Below are 19,002 nucleotides of genomic sequence, written 5' to 3' on the forward strand. Positions count from 1 at the left end.
TATGGAAAAAATACCATTTTGCTGCATCTGTATTCTTTTCGGTTGGCACCGCATCATCAGTCCAGATGATAAACATAGGGAGATCATAATGATGACAATATCCGCCGAACGCCAACCCGTGCAACATAAGGCGCTATGGCGTTGGCTGCAATCTTGCCTGCAACGCCAGCAGACACGCCGCGCGCTGCTGTTGCTCAGTGATGATCAGTTGGCTGATATCGGCTTAAGCCGTGCGCAGGCCAAGCGCGAAGGATACAAACCTTTTTGGCGGGAGTGAGGGGGGATTAACACTTTTACCGCCTCGTATTTTTGAAATGAAACATTCAACTAATGGGTGTTATGAACTGCACTTTGCAAGATTGAACTGCTGTTGCATCCAGCTTGTAGCCTTCTATGAAGGCTATCACGGATATGAGGTTAATTTTGCTGTTGGCTTGTTATTGGAATTTAAATTCCATATATATATTTATAGGAAAATAAATTCCATATGTGGTGTGTCAGCAAAACCAGACTCAGGAGACAGCGATGAGACAGGTACGCGTTGGATTGATTGGTACCGGCTATATTGGCCGCTGCCATGCTATTGCCTATGCACAGGCGGGCACGGTGTTCCCCTTGAAAGGGGAACTGGTTCTGGAGATGTTGGCGGAGATCACTCCCGAATTGGCTGCGCAGCGGGCGGCGGAGTTCGGCTTCTCGCGTTCAACCGCCGACTGGCACGCGCTGGTGGCCGATCCTGCCATTGACGTGGTGGATATCTGTGCGCCGAACTTCCTGCATAAAGAGATGGCACTGGCGGCGATTCACCATGGCAAACATGTGTATTGCGAAAAACCGTTGGCATTGAATGCGCAAGACGCCGCGGAAATGGTGCAGGCCGCCCGAGCCAAAGGGGTAAAAACCCTAGTGGGTTTCAACTACATGAAAAACCCGACCAGCCAGTTGGCGCGCCAGATTATCGCCAACGGTGAGATCGGCGACGTGGTGCATTTCTACGGTACGCATAATGAGGATTATCTGGCCGAACCACGCACGCCGATCGACTGGCACTGCCGTAAGGCCAGCGCCGGGCTGGGGGCGTTGGGCGATCTGGCGGCGCATATCGTCAATATGGCGCATTACCTGGTGGGGGAGATTGCGGCGGTTTCCGGCGATCTGCACACCTTCATTAAACAGCGGCCCGATCCTAAGAATCCAGCGCTGCTGTGTGCAGTGGAGAACGAAGATCAGGCCAGTGCGTTGCTGCGCTTTGCCAACGGCGCGATGGGCACTATAGAAACCTCGCGCATTGCCTGTGGGCGCAAAATGGGCCTGAGCTATGTGGTCACCGGCACCAAAGGCACGCTGAGCTTTACCCAGGAACGGATGGCAGAGCTGAAACTGTATCGCCACGATGAGCCTGCTGAACGCCAGGGGTTCAAAACCATTCTGGTGGGGCCACAGCACCCGGATTACGCGGCATTCTGCATCAGCGCCGGGCACGGCATCGGTTTTAACGATCGGAAAACGGTCGAGATCCGCGATCTGGTTAACGGTATTGCCGCAGGGGATCCGATGTGGCCAGACTTTGCCGAGGGATGGAAGGTTTCCTGCGTGCTGGATGCGATCGCCGCTTCTGCCGCACAGCGCCGCTGGCTGGAAGTTAATCATGGTTGATGCCTACGGGCTCAGCGTGCTGAGCCCGTAATGTTAGTCAAAACGCAAAACAAGAACAGCCAAATGCGCCCCAGAAGGCATTCTCATCGGAAATAGGAATGCTGGAACGGCGGGCAATATCATGCTGGTGCGCATGAACACCGCAAGGGCCACAGCATTGGTGCGCCTGGCTTAATATTCCCACGCTGCTGGTGGCCGTTGGCGGTGCCGAGCGATAGTGCCCCGGTACCTTAACCACTGGGGACCATTCCGGCAGCACCGGTAACGGCGGTGGAGAAAACGGGGAGAAGCTGCCAGCAGCATAGACAATTTTACCGTCTACCACCGTCATCACCGACTCAATGCCTTTGATCTGCTCTTCCTGCACGCTGAAGTAGTCTTGTGACAGCACCGCCAGATCGGCCAGTTGGCCCACTTTGATCTGGCCTTTTTTACCCTGATCGCTAGAGAACCAGGCGCTACCCTGTGTCCATAGCATCAGCGCGGTGTCACGATCCAGACGTGCGCTGTCGTCGTACATTGCCATGCCGCCAACCGTGCGGCCAGAAACCAGCCAATACAACGCGGTCCACGGATTGTAGCTGGCAACGCGGGTGGCATCGGTGCCTAATCCGACCGGCAGTTCTGCCGCCAGCATTTTGGCCACTGGCGGAGTCTGCTTGGTGGCCTCTGCGCCGTAACGCTCGGCAAAGTATTCACCCTGAAACGCCATACGGTGCTGCACGGCAATGCCGCCGCCGAGGGCTTTCACCCGCTCGATATTGCGTTCTGATATGGTTTCCGCATGGTCAAAGATCCAATGCAAACCGGCAAACGGTATCTCACGGTTAACTTTTTCGAACACGTTCAGCATACGGCTGATGGATTCGTCGTAAGTGGCATGCAGGCGGAATGGCCAGCGGTGTTCCACCAGATGGCGAACTACGCGCTCCAACTCCTCTTCCATGCCCTGCGGCAAATCTGGCCGTGGTTGCAGGAAATCTTCGAAATCCGCAGCCGAAAATACCAGCATTTCTCCCGCGCCGTTATGGCGGTAGAAATCCGTACCCTGGCCGGGCTTGAGCATATCGGTCCAGAGCTGAAAATCGGCCAACTCCTGTTTAGGGTGCTGGGTAAACAGGTTGTAGGCGATGCGAATAGTCAGCTGTTTTTTCTCGTGCAGTTCCGCAATCACCTGATAATCATCGGGATAGTTTTGGAAACCCCCGCCCGCATCGATCGCGCTGGTCAAGCCCAGGCGGTTCAGTTCACGCATAAACTGGCGGGTCGAATTGATCTGGTGTTCCAGCGGCAGGCTTGGCCCTTTGGCTAAAGTGGCGTAAAGCAGCATGGCGTTGGGTTTGGCGATCAGCATGCCGGTGGGGTTGCCGTTGCTGTCACGCTGAATTTCTCCTCCCGGAGGGTTTGGCGTGTCTTTGGTGTAACCCACCACTTTCAGCGCTGCGCGATTCAGCAGGGCGCGATCGTACAGATGCAGAACAAACACCGGGGTGTCCGGGGCGGCGGCGTTGATCTCATCCAGCGTCGGCATGCGGCGTTCGGCAAACTGGAACTCGCTCCAGCCGCCGACCACTCTGATCCACTGCGGGCTTGGCGTGCGTAACGCCTGCTCTTTCAGCATCTGCAGGGCGTCGGCCAGTGAGGGAACCCCCTCCCAACGTAATTCCAGGTTGTAGTTCAATCCACCACGGATCAGGTGCAGGTGAGAGTCGTTCAGGCCTGGCACCGCCGTGTGGCCGTGCAGGTCGATTACCTGTGTTTCTGGCCCGGCATGTTGCATAACGTCGTTTTCGCTGCCGACGGCAACAAATTTGCCGTCTTTGATCGCCACGGCCTGAGCGGTGGGGTTTTCGCGATCGACCGTATGAAATTTACCGTTGATGATGATCAATGATGCTGTGTGACTCATAACGTTTTCCTTTAATGGCGGGTGAGCCATTGATGAAACTGGCGCGTGACGAGCGGCATCCACAGGAATACCACCAGGGCAACCACGCTGGCATCGTTCAGTAAATGCCCGGCCAGGGAGCCGCTTAACCCAGGTAAGAGTTGGCTCCAAAACCAGGGCACCAGATTGGTTGAAGGGAAAATCACTAGCAGAGTGATTAAAAACTGCTTCCACTTGGCGGGGGTGCGCACGTTGGCACTGGGGGGCGTGAACCAGAACTCGGCACCAGGGCGGATTTCGATATGATCGCTGCCCAACAGCAATGGCGTGACTTGCTCGATGTACTGCACGCGCTGCGGGGAGTGGATCCAACGGTATAAGTTATCCAGATTATCGAAGCGCACCAGCACCGTATAAGCCTGCTCGCTGCCGGAAGGGCGGATGACGTTGACCCCCAGATGGCCGGTAAAGGTGGCCGCATCGGGCATGATGCGTTTTAACCAGGCTTCATAGGCTTGTTCCTGGCCTGGCGCCAGATGGTGAGTCACAACCAGCGTAACGTGTTGCTGATGAGGCATGGAACTGGCTCCTTAAAAATCCCGGCCGCGTGGGCCGGGCAAGGTTTTATTTCACACTGCGCGCCGGGGCGTGATGTACCATGGTATAGGCATAGTCAACGCCCATGCCGTAGGCACCGCTGTGTTCACGCACCAGATCCATCACGGCGTCATAGGTCTCTTTACGTGCCCAGTCGCGTTGGTACTCAAGCAATACCTGTTGCCAGGTTACCGGGATCGCGCCAGCCTGTACCATACGATCGATGGCACGTTCATGAGCATCGACGGAAGTGCCGCCAGACGTGTCGGTGACCACATAAACTTCATAACCGGCTTCCAGCGCCATTAAGGCTGGAAAGGTCAGGCAGACTTCGGTCCACAGGGCAGAGATCACCAGCTTTTTGCGGCCAGTGGCTTCTACCGCTTTGACGAACGCCGCGTCTTCCCAGGAGTTCATCGAGGAGCGCTCAATCGGGGTGATTTCAGGGTGAGTCGCCAACAGTTCCGGCCAGATATAGCCGCTGAAGCTTTCGGTTTCGACAGAGGTGAAAATCGTAGGCACATTAAAAATTTTGCCCGCCTTTGCCAGCGCAACCACGTTGTTTTTCAGCTGCTGGCGATCAATATTGACAACGCCAAAAGCCATCTGTGGTTGATGATCGATAAAAAGCAGTGCGGAATTTTTCGGATCAAGCAATTGAAACTTAGACATAATTTACCTTCCAAATCGGATTTTCGTGAATAAGACAGACAAGCTGTATCAGTGAAATGAATGGTAGGGAGATGCCGTTTTCAAAGAAAGCGTAGAATTTTTGTCTTCTTGTTAAGTTTTTTTATACACAGGGGTATGAGGTGAGAATAAATCTGGACGCATTACTGATCCTGGACGCTTTGGAACGTCACGGCTCATTTGCCGCCGCCGCTGCTGCGCTGTTTAAAACGCCGTCGGCTCTGAGCTATATGGTGCAGAAGCTGGAGAGCGATCTGGATATTACCTTGCTCGATCGTTCTGGACACCGGGCAAAATTCACTGATACTGGCAAACTGATGCTGGACAAGGGGCGGATCTTGCTGCGTGCTGCGCAAGATCTGGAGCAACAGGCGCGCTATGTGGAAAGCGGTTGGGAGAGCGATCTCAGTCTGGCCGTGGACGCGTCGTTTCCCTTTGAGCGTTTATTGCCGCTGATTGATGAGTTTTACCGCCATCATCATCACACTCGGTTGCGTTTCAGCCACGAGGTGCTGGCCGGTTCCTGGGAGGCGCTGGTTTATGGCTGTGCCGATATCATTATTGGTGCGATCTGCGAGCCGCCTTCCCGCGCGGGCTTTTCTTTCAGCCCGTTGGGGCGCCTGGAGTACATTTTTACCGTTGCCCCGCATCATCCGCTGGCGACGTTGCCGGAACCGTTATTAAAAACGACTATCCGCCAGCATCGCGCCGTGGTGGTACATGACACTTCACGCGTGAAGACGCCGCAAAGTCTGCACGTGCTTGATGAACAGGATCAACTGACGGTATTCAGCTTTGAAGCCAAGTTGCAGGCGCAACTGGCCGGGTTGGGCTGTGGCTATCTGCCGCGTTATCTGGCGGAACCCTATCTGAATACGGGCCAACTGGTCGCGAAAAATGTCGAGGCAGAACGCTACAGTGATACTGCGTATTTTGGCTGGCGCGAAAGTGCAACCGGCCTGGCGGCAGCCTGGTGGCGCGAGCGTTTGCAGGCTTATGTCGATGCAGGTTCTATTTACTCCAGCTTGTAAGACAGGCAAACCAGGGAGCAATGCGCTGATCCGCAGCCATCCAAGGCGCTGGCCGTGGCGCTTGTTATCCCTTAATCTGAACTATCATTTAATACACCATGATTTACCCCACCTGCGGTGGTACGGATTGTGCCAGGTGTATCTGGCAGAGCAACGGGCTTACCGGCAGCGCAGCCATGGGGTTATGGTTGCGGGATACGGCGCGTGGTTGGCTGGCTATGTTGTCACGCTGATTGCGGTTGAGGTACACCCGTTTGCCGCTGCGGATTTGACGAGTGATACACAGAATGACTGGCCGACGCTAGCGCTGACGCGTTGGGTTGGCGCTGCTCAGCATTTTCCAACCGATCCGGCGCCATAGCCGGAAAGCCTAATATGAAGAGGAACAAGCATGGCGATTAGCTCATTACGTGGACGTTTTCTGGCTTTGGCGCTGACCACACTGACGGTGGGTGCAGCACAGGCGGCGGATACGGTGCGCGTTGGTTCCAAGATTGATACCGAAGGATCGCTGCTCGGCAACATCATTGTGCAGGTGCTGGAAGCCAACGGCATCAAGACCACCAATAAACTGCAGTTGGGCACCACCCAGGTGCTGCGCGGTGCCATTACCTCTGGCGAAATTGATATCTACCCGGAATACACCGGCAATGGGGCGTTCTTCTTCTCCGATGAAAAAGATCCGGCATGGAAAGAAGCCAGCGCTGGGTTTGAGAAGGTGAAGAAACTCGATTACGACAATAACCATATCGTCTGGCTAGATGCCGCCCCGGCGAATAACACCTGGACCATCGCCGTCCGTCAGGATCTGGCGCAGGCTCATCATCTGCAAACCCTGGCGGATCTCAGCCAGTGGATTAACAGCGGGGGCAAATTCAAACTGGCCGCGTCGGCAGAGTTTATTGAGCGCCCGGATGCCTTACCGGCTTTCCAGAATGCTTACGGCTTTAAGCTCAATCAGGATCAGTTGCTGTCGCTGGCCGGTGGCGATACGGCGGTGACCATCAAGGCGGCGGCAGAGCAGACTTCAGGCGTCAATGCGGCGATGGCGTATGGCACCGACGGCCCGGTGGCGGCATTGGGGCTGCAAACGCTGCAAGATCCGAAGGGCGTGCAGCCTATTTATGCACCGGCACCGATTATTCGCGAAGCCACGCTGAAAGAGCACGCCAATATTGCTGAACTGTTGAAGCCGGTTTTCGCGACGCTGGATGGCCCGACCTTGCAGAAACTGAACGCGCAGATCGCTGTGGAAGGGCGGGATGCCAAACAGGTCGCAACAAGTTACCTTAAAGAGCAAGGGCTGATTAAATAGCCTTATACCCGTCATACTTCAAGTTGCATGTGCGTTGGCTTTCCTGCGGCTCGAATTATTTAGGGTATATACTCTAGGAATTGGGCCGCTAAAACGGCCCAATTGCGCCAATGGAGCGGGGATCTGCTTTGATTATTGCTTTAAAAAACCGCGTACTGCTGACCTTATTCATCATGCTGCTGGCGGCCTTTAGCCTGCCGTTTCTCAGCTATGCCCCTAATCGTTTGTTATCCGGCAAAGGTATTTCCCTGATATCCCTGTTACACGGCCCGGCGTTATGGCTGCTGTTGCCCCTGTCGGCACTGGCCGTTCTCAGTCTGCTGGCCCCGTTGCGGCGCTGGGCGCTGTTCACGGCGCTGACGGCCAGCATCCTGCTGGCCATGATCTTTTGGCTGAGTGGCGATGCGGCGCAGCAGTTGGCATTGCAGGGGGCGCCGCTGGCGCGCACCTCGTGGGGCAGCGGCTGTTGGCTGATGGCGGCGCTCTGCGGATTGATTGCCGCCGACGCCATAACGCGCATCACCCCTTCACACCTGTGGCGCATGTTGGGCAATCTGTTGGTGATGCTACCGGCACTGTTGCTGCTGTTCAGCGGCCAGTTGGATCAGCTTTCGCTGCTCAAGGAGTACCACAACCGGCAGGAGGTGTTCGACGCGGCGCTGTTGCAGCATCTGAGCATTCTGTTGGCCACCATGCTGCCCGCATTGCTGATCGGTGTGCCGCTGGGCGTGCTGTGTTACCGCTCTGAACGCTGGCAAACGCCGATCTTCTCTACGCTGAATATTATCCAGACCGTGCCTTCTATCGCGTTGTTTGGCCTGCTGATTGCCCCGCTGGCCGGGCTGGCGGCGGCATGGCCGTGGCTGGCGAAGTTGGGCATCAGCGGTATTGGGATGGCACCGGCGATCGTCGCCCTGGTGCTGTATGCCTTGCTGCCGCTGGTACGCAGCGTGGTGGCGGGCCTGCAAAGCGTTCCGGCCAGCGTGATCGAGTCGGCCAGCGGGATGGGCATGACGCGTGGGCAACTGTTTTTGCGCGTACAACTGCCGTTGGCTTTGCCGCTGTTTCTCACCGGTGTGCGCATTCTGGCGGTGCAAACCCTGGGGATGGCGGTGGTGGCTGCGCTGATCGGTGCCGGGGGTTTTGGTGCCATCGTGTTTCAAGGGTTGCTCAGCAGCGCACTGGATCTGGTGTTGCTCGGGGTGTTGCCGGTGATCGCCATGGCGGTGATCGTTGATTCGTTGTTCAAATGCATAATTTCACTGCTGGAAGTGACACACTGATGATTCGCTTTGATCGGGTAAGCAAGGTTTTTCAAGGTAAACCGGTGGTTGACGATCTCTCGCTGCAGATTGCCGAGGGGGAGTTTACCGTGCTGATCGGCACCTCTGGCTCCGGTAAGTCCACCACGTTAAAGATGATCAATCGGCTGATTGAACACGACGAGGGCAAAATCTATTTTGCCGGTGAAGAGATCCATAAATTCAAACCGCAGGATCTGCGCCGCCGCATGGGGTATGCCATTCAATCGATCGGCCTGTTCCCGCATTGGACGGTGGAGGAGAATATCGCCACCGTGCCGCAGCTGCTGAAGTGGCCACGGGCACGCATCCGCGATCGGGTCACCGAGCTGATGACGTTGCTGCATCTGGAGCCGGAACGCTTTCGCCGCCGCTATCCGCATCAGCTTTCAGGCGGGCAGCAGCAGCGGGTTGGCGTGGCGCGTGCGCTGGCCGCCGATCCTGAGGTATTGCTGATGGATGAACCCTTTGGTGCGCTCGATCCGGTCACCCGAGTGACCTTGCAGAAAGAGATTGCGCGGATTCATCAGCTTTCTGGCCGCACCATTGTGCTGGTAACCCATGACATCGACGAGGCGCTGGGGTTGGCGAACCGCATTGTGCTGCTTGAGCAGGGGCGGGTAGTGCAGCAGGGCACGCCGTTGGCGCTGTTGACCGAACCGGTGAATGACTTTGTGCGCGACTTTTTTGGCCGCAGCGATCGCGGCATCAAGCTGTTGGCGCTGGGCACGGTCGCTGAACGCCTGCGCCCGGGCAGCGCCGAGGGGGAACCGATTCAGGCGGCGATGAGCCTGCGCGATGCGCTGTCGGTATTCGTGGCCCGTGGCAGCGAACGCCTGCCGGTAGTCGGGGAGCAGGGGGAAGCGCTGGGTGTGCTGCATTTCAGCGATCTGATCGCGCAAAAGGCCCTGTCATGAAAATCTACTCCAGTTGGTGGCGCGATCCGCTGCCTTGGGCTGTCGCCTTGCTGCTGGCGCTGGTGTTCGGCATGAACCATTTGCGCTGGCTGTTTGTCGCCTGGTTCCCAGAGCTGGACAGGCCGGTGTACCAGCAGGACAGCTTTTTCTCGCTGGTGGAAGCGCATTTGCTGCTGGTGGGGGTATCGAGTTTGATTGCGGTGCTGATTGGCGTCAGCGCCGGAGTCGCGGTAACGCGTGGGGCGGGGCGTGAGTTCCGCTCGCTGGTAGAGACGGTGGTGGCCGTCGGCCAGACCTTTCCGCCGGTGGCGGTGCTGGCGGTGGCGGTGCCGGTGATGGGCTTTAGCGAACAGCCGGCGATTATTGCGCTGGTGCTGTATGGCCTGTTGCCGATCCTGCAGGGGACGCTGACCGGGATCGAGTCCGTGCCAGCCGCCACGCGCGAGGTGGCGCAGGGCGTCGGCATGAACCGCTGGCAGATCCTGTGGCGCGTTGAGCTGCCGCTGGCAGCGCCGGTGATTGTGGCGGGCATTCGAACTTCGGTGATTATCAACATCGGCACGGCGGCGATCGCCTCCACGGTGGGCACTAAAACGCTGGGATCGCCGATCATCATTGGGTTAAGCGGTTTTAATACCGCTTACGTGATCCAGGGGGCGGTGGTGGTGGCGTTGTTGGCGATCATCACCGACATGCTGTTCGAGCGCTGGGTGCGTTACCTGACGGCCTGGCGCGCGCTGTCATCTTCCGCGGGGTAAAAAATGCTGACTGTGTCATTGCCCATGTATGGCGTCAGCCATCAACAGGTTGAACCCTTCTGGCAGGCGTTGCGCGATAAACTGCGGCAGCTTGGGATGGCCGAGGTGCCGCAGGCCTTGAGCTGGCCGCAGGATCTGCTGGCGCACTGGCAGAGCCCGGATCTGCTGCTGAGCCAGACCTGTGGTTACCCGTCAGCGGCGTTGCTGCCGCAGGTTCAACTGGTGGGTACCTATCATTATCGCGTAGAAGGGTGCAGCGGTGCGCATTACAGCAGTTGGCTGGTGGTGCGGGATAACGAACCGGGGGAGCGGCTGGCGGACTTTCGTGGCCGGGTGGCGGCCTATAACAGCCGGGATTCGCAATCCGGCTACAACAGCCTGTTGACGCTGGTTGCGCCGCTGGCGCAGCAAGGGCGGTTCTTCCGCCAGGCGATTGCCTCCGGTGCTCACTATGAGTCAATGAAGATGATCCTGCGCGGGCAGGCCGATATTGCGGCTATCGATTGCGTCAGCTTTGCTTTGCTCAAACGCGCGCAGCCGCAGGCGGTGGCTGGGCTGAAGATTATTGGCCGCACCGCCGCGGTGCCAGGGTTACCGTTGATCACCGCGGCGGGTACAACGCCACGGCAGTTGGCGCTGCTGCGCGCGGCGGCCAGCGCGATGGTCAACGATCCGGCCAGTGAAAACCTGCTGATTGGTGATTTCAGCCTGGTGCCGCGCGAGGCCTATCGGGTGATTACTGAACATGAGCAGCAAGCGGTGGCACGGGGCGTGACGGCGCTATAGCGCTGCATTATTTAGTCTGCAGCGTGGTGGCCGGTGCCTCGCTGGTGGCCGGGGCTGCTTCATGTGGCGTGGTGGAGCGGGTGTAGATATTCAGCCCGGCAAGGAAGACACCGCCCAGAGAACCCAAGGCGCATAGGGCGATGATGATGACGAACGCTTTTTTCAGCATGAGTTATATTTCGCAGGTGAGTCAGAACAGCGGGAATTATAGCCCCTTCACCGGGTGAAACAATCATCATTTATCTTACTCGGGCGCTTTCACTGCTGGCGCACGTTGCACCTTCGCCGTGTGGCCGAACAGGTACTTACCCAGCGTTACCAGCACCACCGCAGAGACGATCACCACCAGCGCCAGCCATTCACGCGTCGCCAGCGTTTCACCGGCAAAACCGACGCCGAGCAGCACCGCCACCACCGGGTTCACGTAGGCATAACTGGTTGCTACTGCCGGGCGCACATTCTTCAGCAGGAACATATAGGCGCTGATCGCCAGCATTGAACCGAAGACAATCAGATAACCGAGGGCCAGAAAGCTGCTGAGGCTGGGCATACGATCAAGATGTTCACCGCTCAGTTGGCTGGCAACCATCAATACCACACCGGCCACCAGCATTTCTGCCGCACCGGCCATTGGCCCGGTGGGCAATGAAATGCGTGAACTGAGCACTGAGCCAAAGGCCCAACTGGCGGAGGCCAGCAGGATCAGCAGCGCACCCATTGGGTTACCCACCAGGTTGTTACCGGTATTCAGCAGCACGATGCCTAACAGGCCGAGCGCGATGCCGGTCCACTCCAGCCAGGTATTGCGCATTCCCCATAACATGCTGAAACACAGGGTAAACAGCGGCACCGTTGCCACCATCACGGCGGCAATGCCGGAAGGGACGTTCTGATGTTCTGCCACCGTCACCAGGCCGTTACCGACCGCCAGCAACAGGATGCCGATAGTACCGGCGGCCACCCACTGTTTTAGCGTTGGCAGAGCGTGGCCGCGCAGCACCAGGAAAGCGAACAGGGCGATCCCTGCTACCAGAAAGCGGATACCGGCCATCATCAGCGGCGGCCAGCTTTCTACCCCAACGCGGATAGCAAAGTAGGTCGATCCCCAGACAATATATAACGTGAACAGCGCGCCAACTAATGGCAGGACATGACGGTTTTGTTGGCTCAGCATGGGTTCTTTATTCGGCAGGGTGAGATTTCGTTAGGACACTCAGTAAACCCTAACGGGGGGAGAATAAGCAATGCATTTTTGTGCCTGCGGCAGGAGTGGGGATTGGGTAGTCATGCCACATAAGGCGGCCCTCTCCAGTGGGAGAGGGCTGGGAGTGACTATTGTTTTTCGAAAAATAGCGTCACTTTAGCGACTTCTAGCCCAAACTTGCGCAGCGATGTCACGTTAAATAGACGCTTTTCATCCTGGCGAAACAGCCAGTCGTCAAAGTGCAGCTTTATTTTGCCGTTATCGGTTTTCACGTCCATATCGTAGCGCCAGTTGAAGGCGTTGCCTGCGGTATTGCCGTGCGCCACACCGATGATATCGCCTGCCGTCCCCTGATAGCTGCCATCTTCATTTCTGATGATGTGCCAGACGCGAGTTTGACGCTCGCCGTCGTCATATACGAACTTTTCGTTTAACGTCAGGGTATTACCGACGACATCACCCTGGATCACCACTTCAAAACGGCGGATCTGCTTGTTCTGGTAATCCTGTACCATCCCCCAGGCGCGGGTTTCACCGCTGAAGTAGCCGAACAGATCGAAGGTGGGTTTGCTGTGCTGATAGTCACTGACCTCCGCGCTGCATCCGGCCAGCAAAAACAGTAACGCCAGTAACAGATTTCTGATATTCATCATGAAGCTCCCGTCAGTTGTTGGCGTAGGGTGGGGTATTGAGTAGCGGGTGACAGCCATATTGCGAGAAAAGCATCGCGAAAAGCGCCGTCGAAGCGTTCGCCGATCGGTTTAACCGGCTGGCCCGGCCGCGGGCGATAATAGAAGCGGCCTCCGTCATGGTCGCCGACAAAGGTGAGTTGGCTACCGGGTTGCACAGAGGGCCAGATGGCACTCATCTGGCTGAGCCAGCGCTGCTGCTGCGCAACTGGCACCGTGATTTGCATTGCCTGCCACTGTTCCTGCGTGGCTTTCACCAGTTCATCGGTGCTGATGTTGCGCTGGTAATTAATGCTCAGCGCCTGCGGCCAGTTGCCGGCCTGATAGCGCCCGTCTGGCGTGCGTAATACCGAAAAATAGATATCAAACGGCCCCCAGCGCAGCGTGGCACTGCCTACCGTCGGCCAGGCGGCCCATTCGCTGGCCTGTGCTGCCAGGCTGCTCAGGCAGAGCAGCAGGGTTAACAGCATCTTCATGATGGCGTCCTCCCACGTAACATCAGCCAACTGATGGCTGGTAGATAAATTGCCCAAGCGCATGCCAGGGCGAGCAGCATCACTTCCGGTGCAAGCTGCGGTACCATTGCGTTGAGTTGCCAACCGATCGCGTATGCCAGTGGACCACTCACTGCGCCCAACAGCACCAAGATTGGCAGCGTCAGCCTGATCCGGCTCAGCAACCAGCACCACCAGCAAGCGAACGTGAGCCACAATGCGCACATCCACAGCGGTACGCCGTTTTGGCCGCTGAATGCGAACAGGCCGACGTAGCACCACAGGGCATCCATGGCAATGCCGAGCAGCGCCGCCAGCAGCACCCATTTACGCTGCTTGGCCGGGGTGAAGGCCAGCGCCAGCGCCGCACCCACCAGTAGTAGCGGAAACCCGCGTTCGCGCCAGAGAACGGCCAGCGTCCAGTAGGCATTGAAGCCGAGGCTGGTCAGCCAGAATCCCGCACCTAATTTCATCGGCGTTCCGCGCTGAGCTGTACCGTGCTGATGGTGCGTGCCAGGAAACCGGCTTCGCAATAGCACAGGTAAAAACGCCATAGCCGCTGAAAACGCTCGTCAAACCCCTGGCTGTGCAGTGAAGGCCAGTGGTGCTCAAAACGCTGGCGCCACTCTTGCAGCGTGCGCGCATAGTCGCGGCCAATGTCGAACAGATCGCACATCACCAGATCGCTGTGGCGCGTCAGGGTTTCGCATAAGGCGGTGACCGAGGGCAGAAAACCGCCGGGGAACACGTAACGCTGGATAAAATCCACGCTGCGGCTGTATTGCTGGTAACGCTGATCGGTAATGGTGATCGCTTGTAGCACCATTTTGCCCTTGGGTTTGAGCAACTGCTGGCAGCGCTTTACAAACAGCGGCAAAAAGCGTTTGCCTACCGCTTCGATCATTTCAACCGACACCAGCTTGTCATACTGGCCGCTGAGCTGGCGGTAATCCTCAAACAGCAAAGTGACGCGATCCCCAAGCCCAGCTTGCTCGATGCGCTGGCAGGCATAATCGTACTGCTCCTGTGAGATGGTGGTGGTGGTGACCCGGCAGCCGTATTCGCGCGCGGCAAACTCTGCCAGCGCCCCCCAACCGGTGCCGATCTCCAGCAGGTGATCTTCCGGTTGCAGATCCAACTGCTCACACAGGCGGCGCATTTTGGCCTGCTGTGCCTGCTCCAGCGTCATTTCACTTTCGTGGTATAACGCGCTGGAGTAGAGCATTTCACGATCGAGAAACTGTTGGTAAAAATCGTTGCCCAGATCGTAGTGCGCCGCGATGTTACGCCGTGCCTGCCGCTGGCTGTTGCGGCGCAGCAGGTGTACTAACCCGTGCCAAGGGGCGGTCAGCCAGCTTAAGCGTGCTTCCAGTTTATCCACTAATCGCATGTTGCTGGCTAACAGCTGCAGGAGGCCGGTGAGATTGGGGCTGCTCCAGTCACCGTCGATATAGCTTTCTCCGGCAGCAATGCTGCCCCCAAGCAGGAGCCGCCGGTAAACGCGCAGGTCATACACTTCCACTTCGGCCTGTAACGGCGCATTGGCATCACCAAACTGGGTTTCACCAATGCCCGGCTCACGCAGTAACAGGCCGCCGCCCTGCAACTGCTGCAGTAAAGTAAAAATTATACGCCGCGCGCCTTTACTGCGGCCGGCAATAGCTGTGCTGCGGCTCAAAGAGTATTCCTGTGAACTCATAGTTTATCCTTGCCGCCAGAGGCGGGGTGAGGGTAGATAGGGGCGCGTTTCAGCCATAATTTCAGGGCTTGCCAGTAAATCGCCGCGGCGGTTTTCAGCGTCATCAGCGGCAGACGCCACAGTTGTTGCCGCAGTGTAGCCCGCGTCAGCGGCTGCCGGTAAAGCAGCAGGGTGGCGTCGAATTCGCGGCTGGCACGATGATTTTCGATGTGTACGCGCAGCCGCTGCGCAGGGGGAGAAAGCCGCCAGCGGTAGGTCATGTCCATTGGGTTGAACGGCGAAACGTGAAAGATTTTGTCTACCGGCAGCGTGCCGTCTGGCTTTACCGCGTAGGTGTGGCGTTCATTCCACGGGGTATTGCGCACCTCAGCCAGCAGCCAGCGCAGTTCGCCGTCGTCGTTATACAGGTAATAAAAATTGACCGGGTTGAAGTAGCAACCCAGATAGCGCAGCTGGCACAGCAGCATCACGCGGCCGTTTGGCCTTTCGCCGGTCAGTTCGGCAATGCGTTGCTGTGCTTTGGCTTTAATGTCGCCGCCGCCCAGATAGTCGCGGCGGTAAAACGCCGCTGGAGCAAAGCGTTCCAGCGCAATTCCTTGAGCGGGCAGTTGCGCCAGCTCGTCGAGATCGATCAGCGGCATGAAAATGCGGTAATCGAAACTGTGCTGTACCGGGCTAAAGCGGCGGTGACGCACGTGGCCGACGTACAGGGCGCTGTTCATGCGGCTTGCCCCTGCAGCAGCGCCTGCGTGACGTCCAGCGCGCTGCGCACGCCATCTTCATGAAAGCCGTTGTACCAGTATGCGCCGCAGAACCAGGTATTCTGCTGCCCGTTAATCAGCGCACGCTGCTGCTGTGCCAGCGCGCTGGCCTGATTGAACACCGGGTGGTGGTAGCTGAAGCGGCGCAAGACGTGCGCAGGGTCGATCGGTTGCTGCGGATTGAGCGTCACACAGAAGGTATGCGGCGCGTGCAAGCCTTGCAGGATGTTCATATTGTAGGTCACGCTGGCACGCTGGGCTTCTGCCTGCTCGCTGGCGGGCAGCAGGTAGTTCCAACTGGCCCAGGCACGGCGCTGACGCGGCAGCAGCCGCACATCGGTATGCAGCACTACCTCATTGGCCTGATAGGGCAACTGAGCCAGAATGCGTTGCTCCAGCGGATTGGCATCGGCCAGCAACTGCAGGGCCTGATCGGCATGGCAGGCAAAGATCACCTGATCAAAATGCTGTTCACCCTGAGCGCTGTGGATCACCACCCGCTGGGGCTGGCGCTCCACCCGCTGAACCGGCGTGTTCAGGTACAGGGTCAGGCGCTCTGCCAGCGCCGCCAGCATGCGGCGTACATATTCACGCGAGCCGCCGGGCACGACAAACCATTGTGGACGGTTGGCGATGTCTAACAGGCCGTGGTGATCGAAAAAGCGCAGGAACAGCGCCAGCGGGAACTGGCGCATATCCGCCATGGACGAGGACCAGATGGCCGCCCCCATCGGCAGCAGATAATGTTGGGCAAAATAGGGTGAGAATCCGGCCTGTTGCAGGAAGTCATTCAACGTTTCGCTACCTATGCCGCCTGCGGCCAGGCGTTTTTTACACTGGCGGTTGAAGCGCACAATCTCCGCCAGCAGGCGATAAAAACGCGGGTTAAGCAGGTTACGGCGCTGGGCGAATAGCGTATTGAGCGTATGACCATTGTATTCCAACCCGCTACGCGGATGGGTGACCGAGAAACTCATTTCCGTTGGCTGGCCGCTGATGCCGAGCTCTGCCAGCAGCGCAATAAATTGCGGATAAGTCCGCTCGTTGTAAACAATGAATCCGGTGTCGATGGCATAGCTGCGGCCTTCCAGCGTGACGTCCACGGTAGCGGTGTGGCCGCCGGGATAGTCGTTGGCTTCAAACAGCGTAACCTGATGTTCAGAGGCCAGTTTCCAGGCACAGGTCAGGCCGGAAATTCCGCTGCCAATAATGGCGATTTTCATTAAGTTACCTCACTAGGCGCGTGGCGAACCAGCGTTGCACGGCCTGTGGTAGTAAGGCTGTCACCCGTAATAGTGCGGCGAACAGCGGAGGAAAGGCGATCTCAGCAGCCCCTTTTGCCAGGCCACGGCGGATATAGCCGGAAGCCTGCTGCGGGGTGATGATCATCGGCATAGCAAAATCGTTGCGATCGGTGAGCGGCGTGGCGACAAAGCCGGGTAGCACCAGCGAAATAGCGATACCGCGTTTCGTTAAGTCTACGGCGAGGCTGCGGGCAAAATAGGCCAGGGCGGCTTTTGAGGCACCGTAGGCTTCGGCGCGCGGCAGAGGCACCAGGCTGGCGGTTGAGCCCACCAGGGCAACCCGCGCACCGGCTGCCAGTTGCGGCAGCAGGGCATCCAGGCAATTGACCGGCCCCAGCAGGTTGGTGCTGAGCACGCGGGCCACCTTTTCTGCCTCTACCACGCCGTTATCCAGATATTCACAGGTTCCGGCGCACAGGATCGCTAACTCGACCGGGCATTGCGCCAGTGCCTCACGGGTGGCGGCGAGATCGGTAATGTCAAAACGACGCGAGGCGATGTTGGGATTCTGCACGCAGAGCGCTTCAAGCCGCGTGGCATCGCGCCCGCAGGCGATCACCTGCCACCCCTCTGCGGCGTAGTCGAGCGCTAGTTGTTGCCCGATGCCGGAACTGGCTCCGGTGATCAGTACGCGTTTCATTATTGCAACCTTTGTTTCAGGTGAAGCACGGCCGGGCCGATCAGTGGTATATGTTCATACAGCATAGCCCCCAGATCGTAATAGTCGCGCTGATAAATGATGCGCTGCTCGGCAAAGCGCAACTGACTGACGCCTTCCAGAGTGAGGACGCGGCCTCGGTGCAGGCGTGGATGGGCATAAGTCATATTCCAAGAAGCGTAAGCTTGCCGATCGTTATGCTGAAGATCGGTGATAACAAAATAGCAGTAGCTCATTGTACTGAGTGACTGGCGAAAATAGGCATCCAGCGCCTTCAAGCCCTGGTGTTCCTTAACTGGGTCGATAAAGCGGATCTCGCTGTGATACACCTCGGGTAATTCGGCCAGCCTGCTCTCATCCAGCGAGCTATAGAAGCGCTCAAAACGCGCTAAAAGTGCTTCAGGGGTACTCATGGCTATGCTCCAAGGGTAGGGGTAACAGATCGTTATTGTTGATCAGTGTGATATCCAACTTGGCATCACGCCAGGCGGCCAACTGCCTGCGTTTGGCCGTGTTGAGCACACCTTCGCTATAGATAAAATAGCGCTCGGCCTTGAACAGGGTTAGCTGCGGATTTTCCAGGGGGGCCGGCAAGATATCGACGCGCATGTCGTTTGCGGCCAGAATGATGGCAGCCATCCATAGTTCAGTGCGATCGGTGTTGCCCCAGCTCAGCAGCAGCACGTTAGTGCCGGGTTTTTTGCGGGCCACGAGCAGGCAAAAAGCGGCGTATTCGATGATCACACCGTCCAGCAGGTTGAGGAGCATGTGCAACAGTTCGTGATGATTTTTGAGCTGTGAGCGCAGTGGGCGCAACACATACTCGATCAGTGCCTGAGGGGGATATTCGCGGCCTAATTCAAAGATCCGGCTGCGCAGCTTGGTTGGGGCAGGGATTTGCAGGAGGGCTAGCAACTGCCGTTGCAGCATTGCCCAGTTGGTGCTGTGATCCGGCACGGCGCAACCGTCTAGCAAAGGTTTGATCTGGCTGACCGGTACACCGCGCTCGATCCAACGCAGAATATTGCGGATGCGGGCAACATCGTCATCATCGAATTGCCGATGGCCACCTTCGCTGCGTTGCGGTTTCAGCAGGCCATAACGCCGCTGCCAAGCGCGCAAGGTGACCGGGTTGATGCCGCATAGCTGTGCGACTTCACCAATACTGTATAACGCCATGCCATTTTCCTTACCTGCAACACCAGTACATTAACCATAGTGGGTTAATGCAAAGTTGTACAAAAAAATAATTAT

23 protein-coding genes are annotated in these 19,002 nt (G+C 57.5%); 9 read left to right on the forward strand and 14 right to left on the reverse strand.

The genetic code is table 11. The annotated features are described in order from the left end of the window. The first annotated feature begins 88 nt into the window (after nt 1-88). Together BMI79_RS05310 and BMI79_RS05315 are read left to right on the forward strand one after the other, a co-directional pair. The gene (locus BMI79_RS05310; RefSeq protein ID WP_076941075.1) at nt 89-277 is read left to right on the forward strand and encodes a DUF1127 domain-containing protein; all 189 of its coding nucleotides are present in this window, start codon (nt 89-91) and stop codon (nt 275-277) included. Between the two features lie 248 nt (nt 278-525). Then, complete coding sequence (locus BMI79_RS05315; RefSeq protein ID WP_076941078.1) at nt 526-1,656, forward strand: Gfo/Idh/MocA family protein; 1,131 nt, start codon at nt 526-528, stop codon at nt 1,654-1,656. Between the two features lie 37 nt (nt 1,657-1,693). Here BMI79_RS05315 and BMI79_RS05320 read toward each other — a convergent pair whose 3' ends face one another. From BMI79_RS05320 to BMI79_RS05330, 3 genes are read right to left on the reverse strand one after another with little or no spacing between them, the layout of a single operon-like run. Beyond that, entirely contained in the window at nt 1,694-3,565 is a 1,872-nt protein-coding gene (locus BMI79_RS05320; RefSeq protein WP_076941080.1) for an amidohydrolase, read from the reverse strand. Nucleotides 3,566-3,576: 11 nt separating this feature from the next. Continuing rightward, nucleotides 3,577-4,122: an antibiotic biosynthesis monooxygenase gene (locus BMI79_RS05325; RefSeq protein WP_076941082.1), complete on the reverse strand. Its 546-nt coding sequence runs from the start codon at nt 4,120-4,122 to the stop codon at nt 3,577-3,579. 46 nt (nt 4,123-4,168) lie between these two features. Next, the gene (locus tag BMI79_RS05330) at nt 4,169-4,813 is read right to left on the reverse strand and encodes a hydrolase (RefSeq protein WP_076941084.1); all 645 of its coding nucleotides are present in this window, start codon (nt 4,811-4,813) and stop codon (nt 4,169-4,171) included. A gap of 140 nt (nt 4,814-4,953) precedes the next feature. On the opposite strand from BMI79_RS05330, the gene BMI79_RS05335 reads away from it, so the two are divergent. The 7 genes from BMI79_RS05335 (at nt 4,954) to BMI79_RS05365 (ending at nt 10,939) form a co-directional block, all read left to right on the forward strand. After that, nucleotides 4,954-5,862 carry a LysR substrate-binding domain-containing protein gene (locus tag BMI79_RS05335; RefSeq protein WP_076941085.1) on the forward strand — a complete coding sequence of 303 codons (909 nt, stop codon included), beginning with the start codon at nt 4,954-4,956 and terminating at the stop codon, nt 5,860-5,862. Continuing rightward, nucleotides 5,834-6,223, forward strand: a complete 390-nt coding sequence (locus tag BMI79_RS24180) for a fatty acid desaturase family protein (protein ID WP_076941087.1) — start codon at nt 5,834-5,836, stop codon at nt 6,221-6,223. The genes BMI79_RS05335 and BMI79_RS24180 overlap by 29 nt, the downstream gene beginning before the upstream one ends. 30 nt (nt 6,224-6,253) lie before the next feature. Beyond that, the gene (gene osmF / locus BMI79_RS05345; protein ID WP_076941089.1) at nt 6,254-7,177 is read left to right on the forward strand and encodes a glycine betaine ABC transporter substrate-binding protein OsmF; all 924 of its coding nucleotides are present in this window, start codon (nt 6,254-6,256) and stop codon (nt 7,175-7,177) included. A 134-nt stretch (nt 7,178-7,311) separates the two neighbouring features. Beyond that, nucleotides 7,312-8,460: an ABC transporter permease gene (locus BMI79_RS05350; RefSeq protein WP_279626660.1), complete on the forward strand. Its 1,149-nt coding sequence runs from the start codon at nt 7,312-7,314 to the stop codon at nt 8,458-8,460. Beyond that, entirely contained in the window at nt 8,460-9,395 is a 936-nt protein-coding gene (locus tag BMI79_RS05355; RefSeq protein WP_076941091.1) for an ABC transporter ATP-binding protein, read from the forward strand. Before BMI79_RS05350 ends, BMI79_RS05355 begins: the two co-directional genes overlap by 1 nt. Beyond that, nucleotides 9,392-10,153, forward strand: coding sequence for an ABC transporter permease (locus tag BMI79_RS05360; RefSeq protein ID WP_076941093.1), 762 nt, complete (start codon nt 9,392-9,394; stop codon nt 10,151-10,153). The genes BMI79_RS05355 and BMI79_RS05360 overlap by 4 nt, the downstream gene beginning before the upstream one ends. Before the next feature lie 3 nt (nt 10,154-10,156). Further along, on the forward strand, nt 10,157-10,939 hold the full coding sequence (locus tag BMI79_RS05365; RefSeq protein WP_076941095.1) for a phosphate/phosphite/phosphonate ABC transporter substrate-binding protein: 783 nt from the start codon (nt 10,157-10,159) through the stop codon (nt 10,937-10,939). Between the two features lie 7 nt (nt 10,940-10,946). Here the strand turns inward: BMI79_RS05365 and BMI79_RS23985 are convergent, their stop codons facing one another. The 11 genes from BMI79_RS23985 to BMI79_RS05415 all read right to left on the reverse strand — a co-directional run bounded on the left by BMI79_RS23985 (nt 10,947) and on the right by BMI79_RS05415 (nt 18,927). Then, on the reverse strand, nt 10,947-11,108 hold the full coding sequence (locus BMI79_RS23985; protein WP_167370512.1) for a hypothetical protein: 162 nt from the start codon (nt 11,106-11,108) through the stop codon (nt 10,947-10,949). A 75-nt stretch (nt 11,109-11,183) separates the two neighbouring features. Then, a complete protein-coding gene (gene yedA / locus BMI79_RS05370; RefSeq protein WP_076941097.1) occupies nt 11,184-12,113 on the reverse strand; it encodes a drug/metabolite exporter YedA in 930 nt (309 codons plus the stop codon). A 158-nt stretch (nt 12,114-12,271) separates the two neighbouring features. Next, nucleotides 12,272-12,793 (reverse strand): DUF3833 domain-containing protein, encoded by a 522-nt coding sequence (locus tag BMI79_RS05375; protein ID WP_076941240.1) that lies wholly within the window; start codon nt 12,791-12,793, stop codon nt 12,272-12,274. Beyond that, the gene (locus BMI79_RS05380; RefSeq protein ID WP_208611174.1) at nt 12,793-13,308 is read right to left on the reverse strand and encodes a hypothetical protein; all 516 of its coding nucleotides are present in this window, start codon (nt 13,306-13,308) and stop codon (nt 12,793-12,795) included. The genes BMI79_RS05375 and BMI79_RS05380 overlap by 1 nt, the downstream gene beginning before the upstream one ends. Beyond that, nucleotides 13,305-13,799, reverse strand: a complete 495-nt coding sequence (locus BMI79_RS05385) for a DUF2878 domain-containing protein (protein WP_076941099.1) — start codon at nt 13,797-13,799, stop codon at nt 13,305-13,307. The genes BMI79_RS05380 and BMI79_RS05385 overlap by 4 nt, the downstream gene beginning before the upstream one ends. Then, nucleotides 13,796-15,025 (reverse strand): SAM-dependent methyltransferase, encoded by a 1,230-nt coding sequence (locus tag BMI79_RS05390; protein ID WP_076941100.1) that lies wholly within the window; start codon nt 15,023-15,025, stop codon nt 13,796-13,798. The genes BMI79_RS05385 and BMI79_RS05390 overlap by 4 nt, the downstream gene beginning before the upstream one ends. Continuing rightward, nucleotides 15,022-15,747, reverse strand: a complete 726-nt coding sequence (locus BMI79_RS05395) for a DUF1365 domain-containing protein (RefSeq protein WP_076941102.1) — start codon at nt 15,745-15,747, stop codon at nt 15,022-15,024. The genes BMI79_RS05390 and BMI79_RS05395 overlap by 4 nt, the downstream gene beginning before the upstream one ends. Further along, nucleotides 15,744-17,009 carry an NAD(P)/FAD-dependent oxidoreductase gene (locus BMI79_RS05400; RefSeq protein ID WP_076941104.1) on the reverse strand — a complete coding sequence of 422 codons (1,266 nt, stop codon included), beginning with the start codon at nt 17,007-17,009 and terminating at the stop codon, nt 15,744-15,746. The genes BMI79_RS05395 and BMI79_RS05400 overlap by 4 nt, the downstream gene beginning before the upstream one ends. 4 nt (nt 17,010-17,013) lie before the next feature. Beyond that, entirely contained in the window at nt 17,014-17,730 is a 717-nt protein-coding gene (locus BMI79_RS05405; protein ID WP_076941107.1) for an SDR family NAD(P)-dependent oxidoreductase, read from the reverse strand. After that, nucleotides 17,730-18,161 (reverse strand): nuclear transport factor 2 family protein, encoded by a 432-nt coding sequence (locus BMI79_RS05410; RefSeq protein ID WP_076941109.1) that lies wholly within the window; start codon nt 18,159-18,161, stop codon nt 17,730-17,732. Before BMI79_RS05410 ends, BMI79_RS05405 begins: the two co-directional genes overlap by 1 nt. Next, complete coding sequence (locus BMI79_RS05415) at nt 18,148-18,927, reverse strand: MerR family transcriptional regulator (protein ID WP_076941111.1); 780 nt, start codon at nt 18,925-18,927, stop codon at nt 18,148-18,150. Before BMI79_RS05415 ends, BMI79_RS05410 begins: the two co-directional genes overlap by 14 nt. Between the last annotated feature and the right edge of the window lie 75 nt (nt 18,928-19,002).

The sequence above is a fragment of the Serratia oryzae genome, from assembly GCF_001976145.1.
GTDB lineage: Bacteria > Pseudomonadota > Gammaproteobacteria > Enterobacterales > Enterobacteriaceae > Chania > Chania oryzae.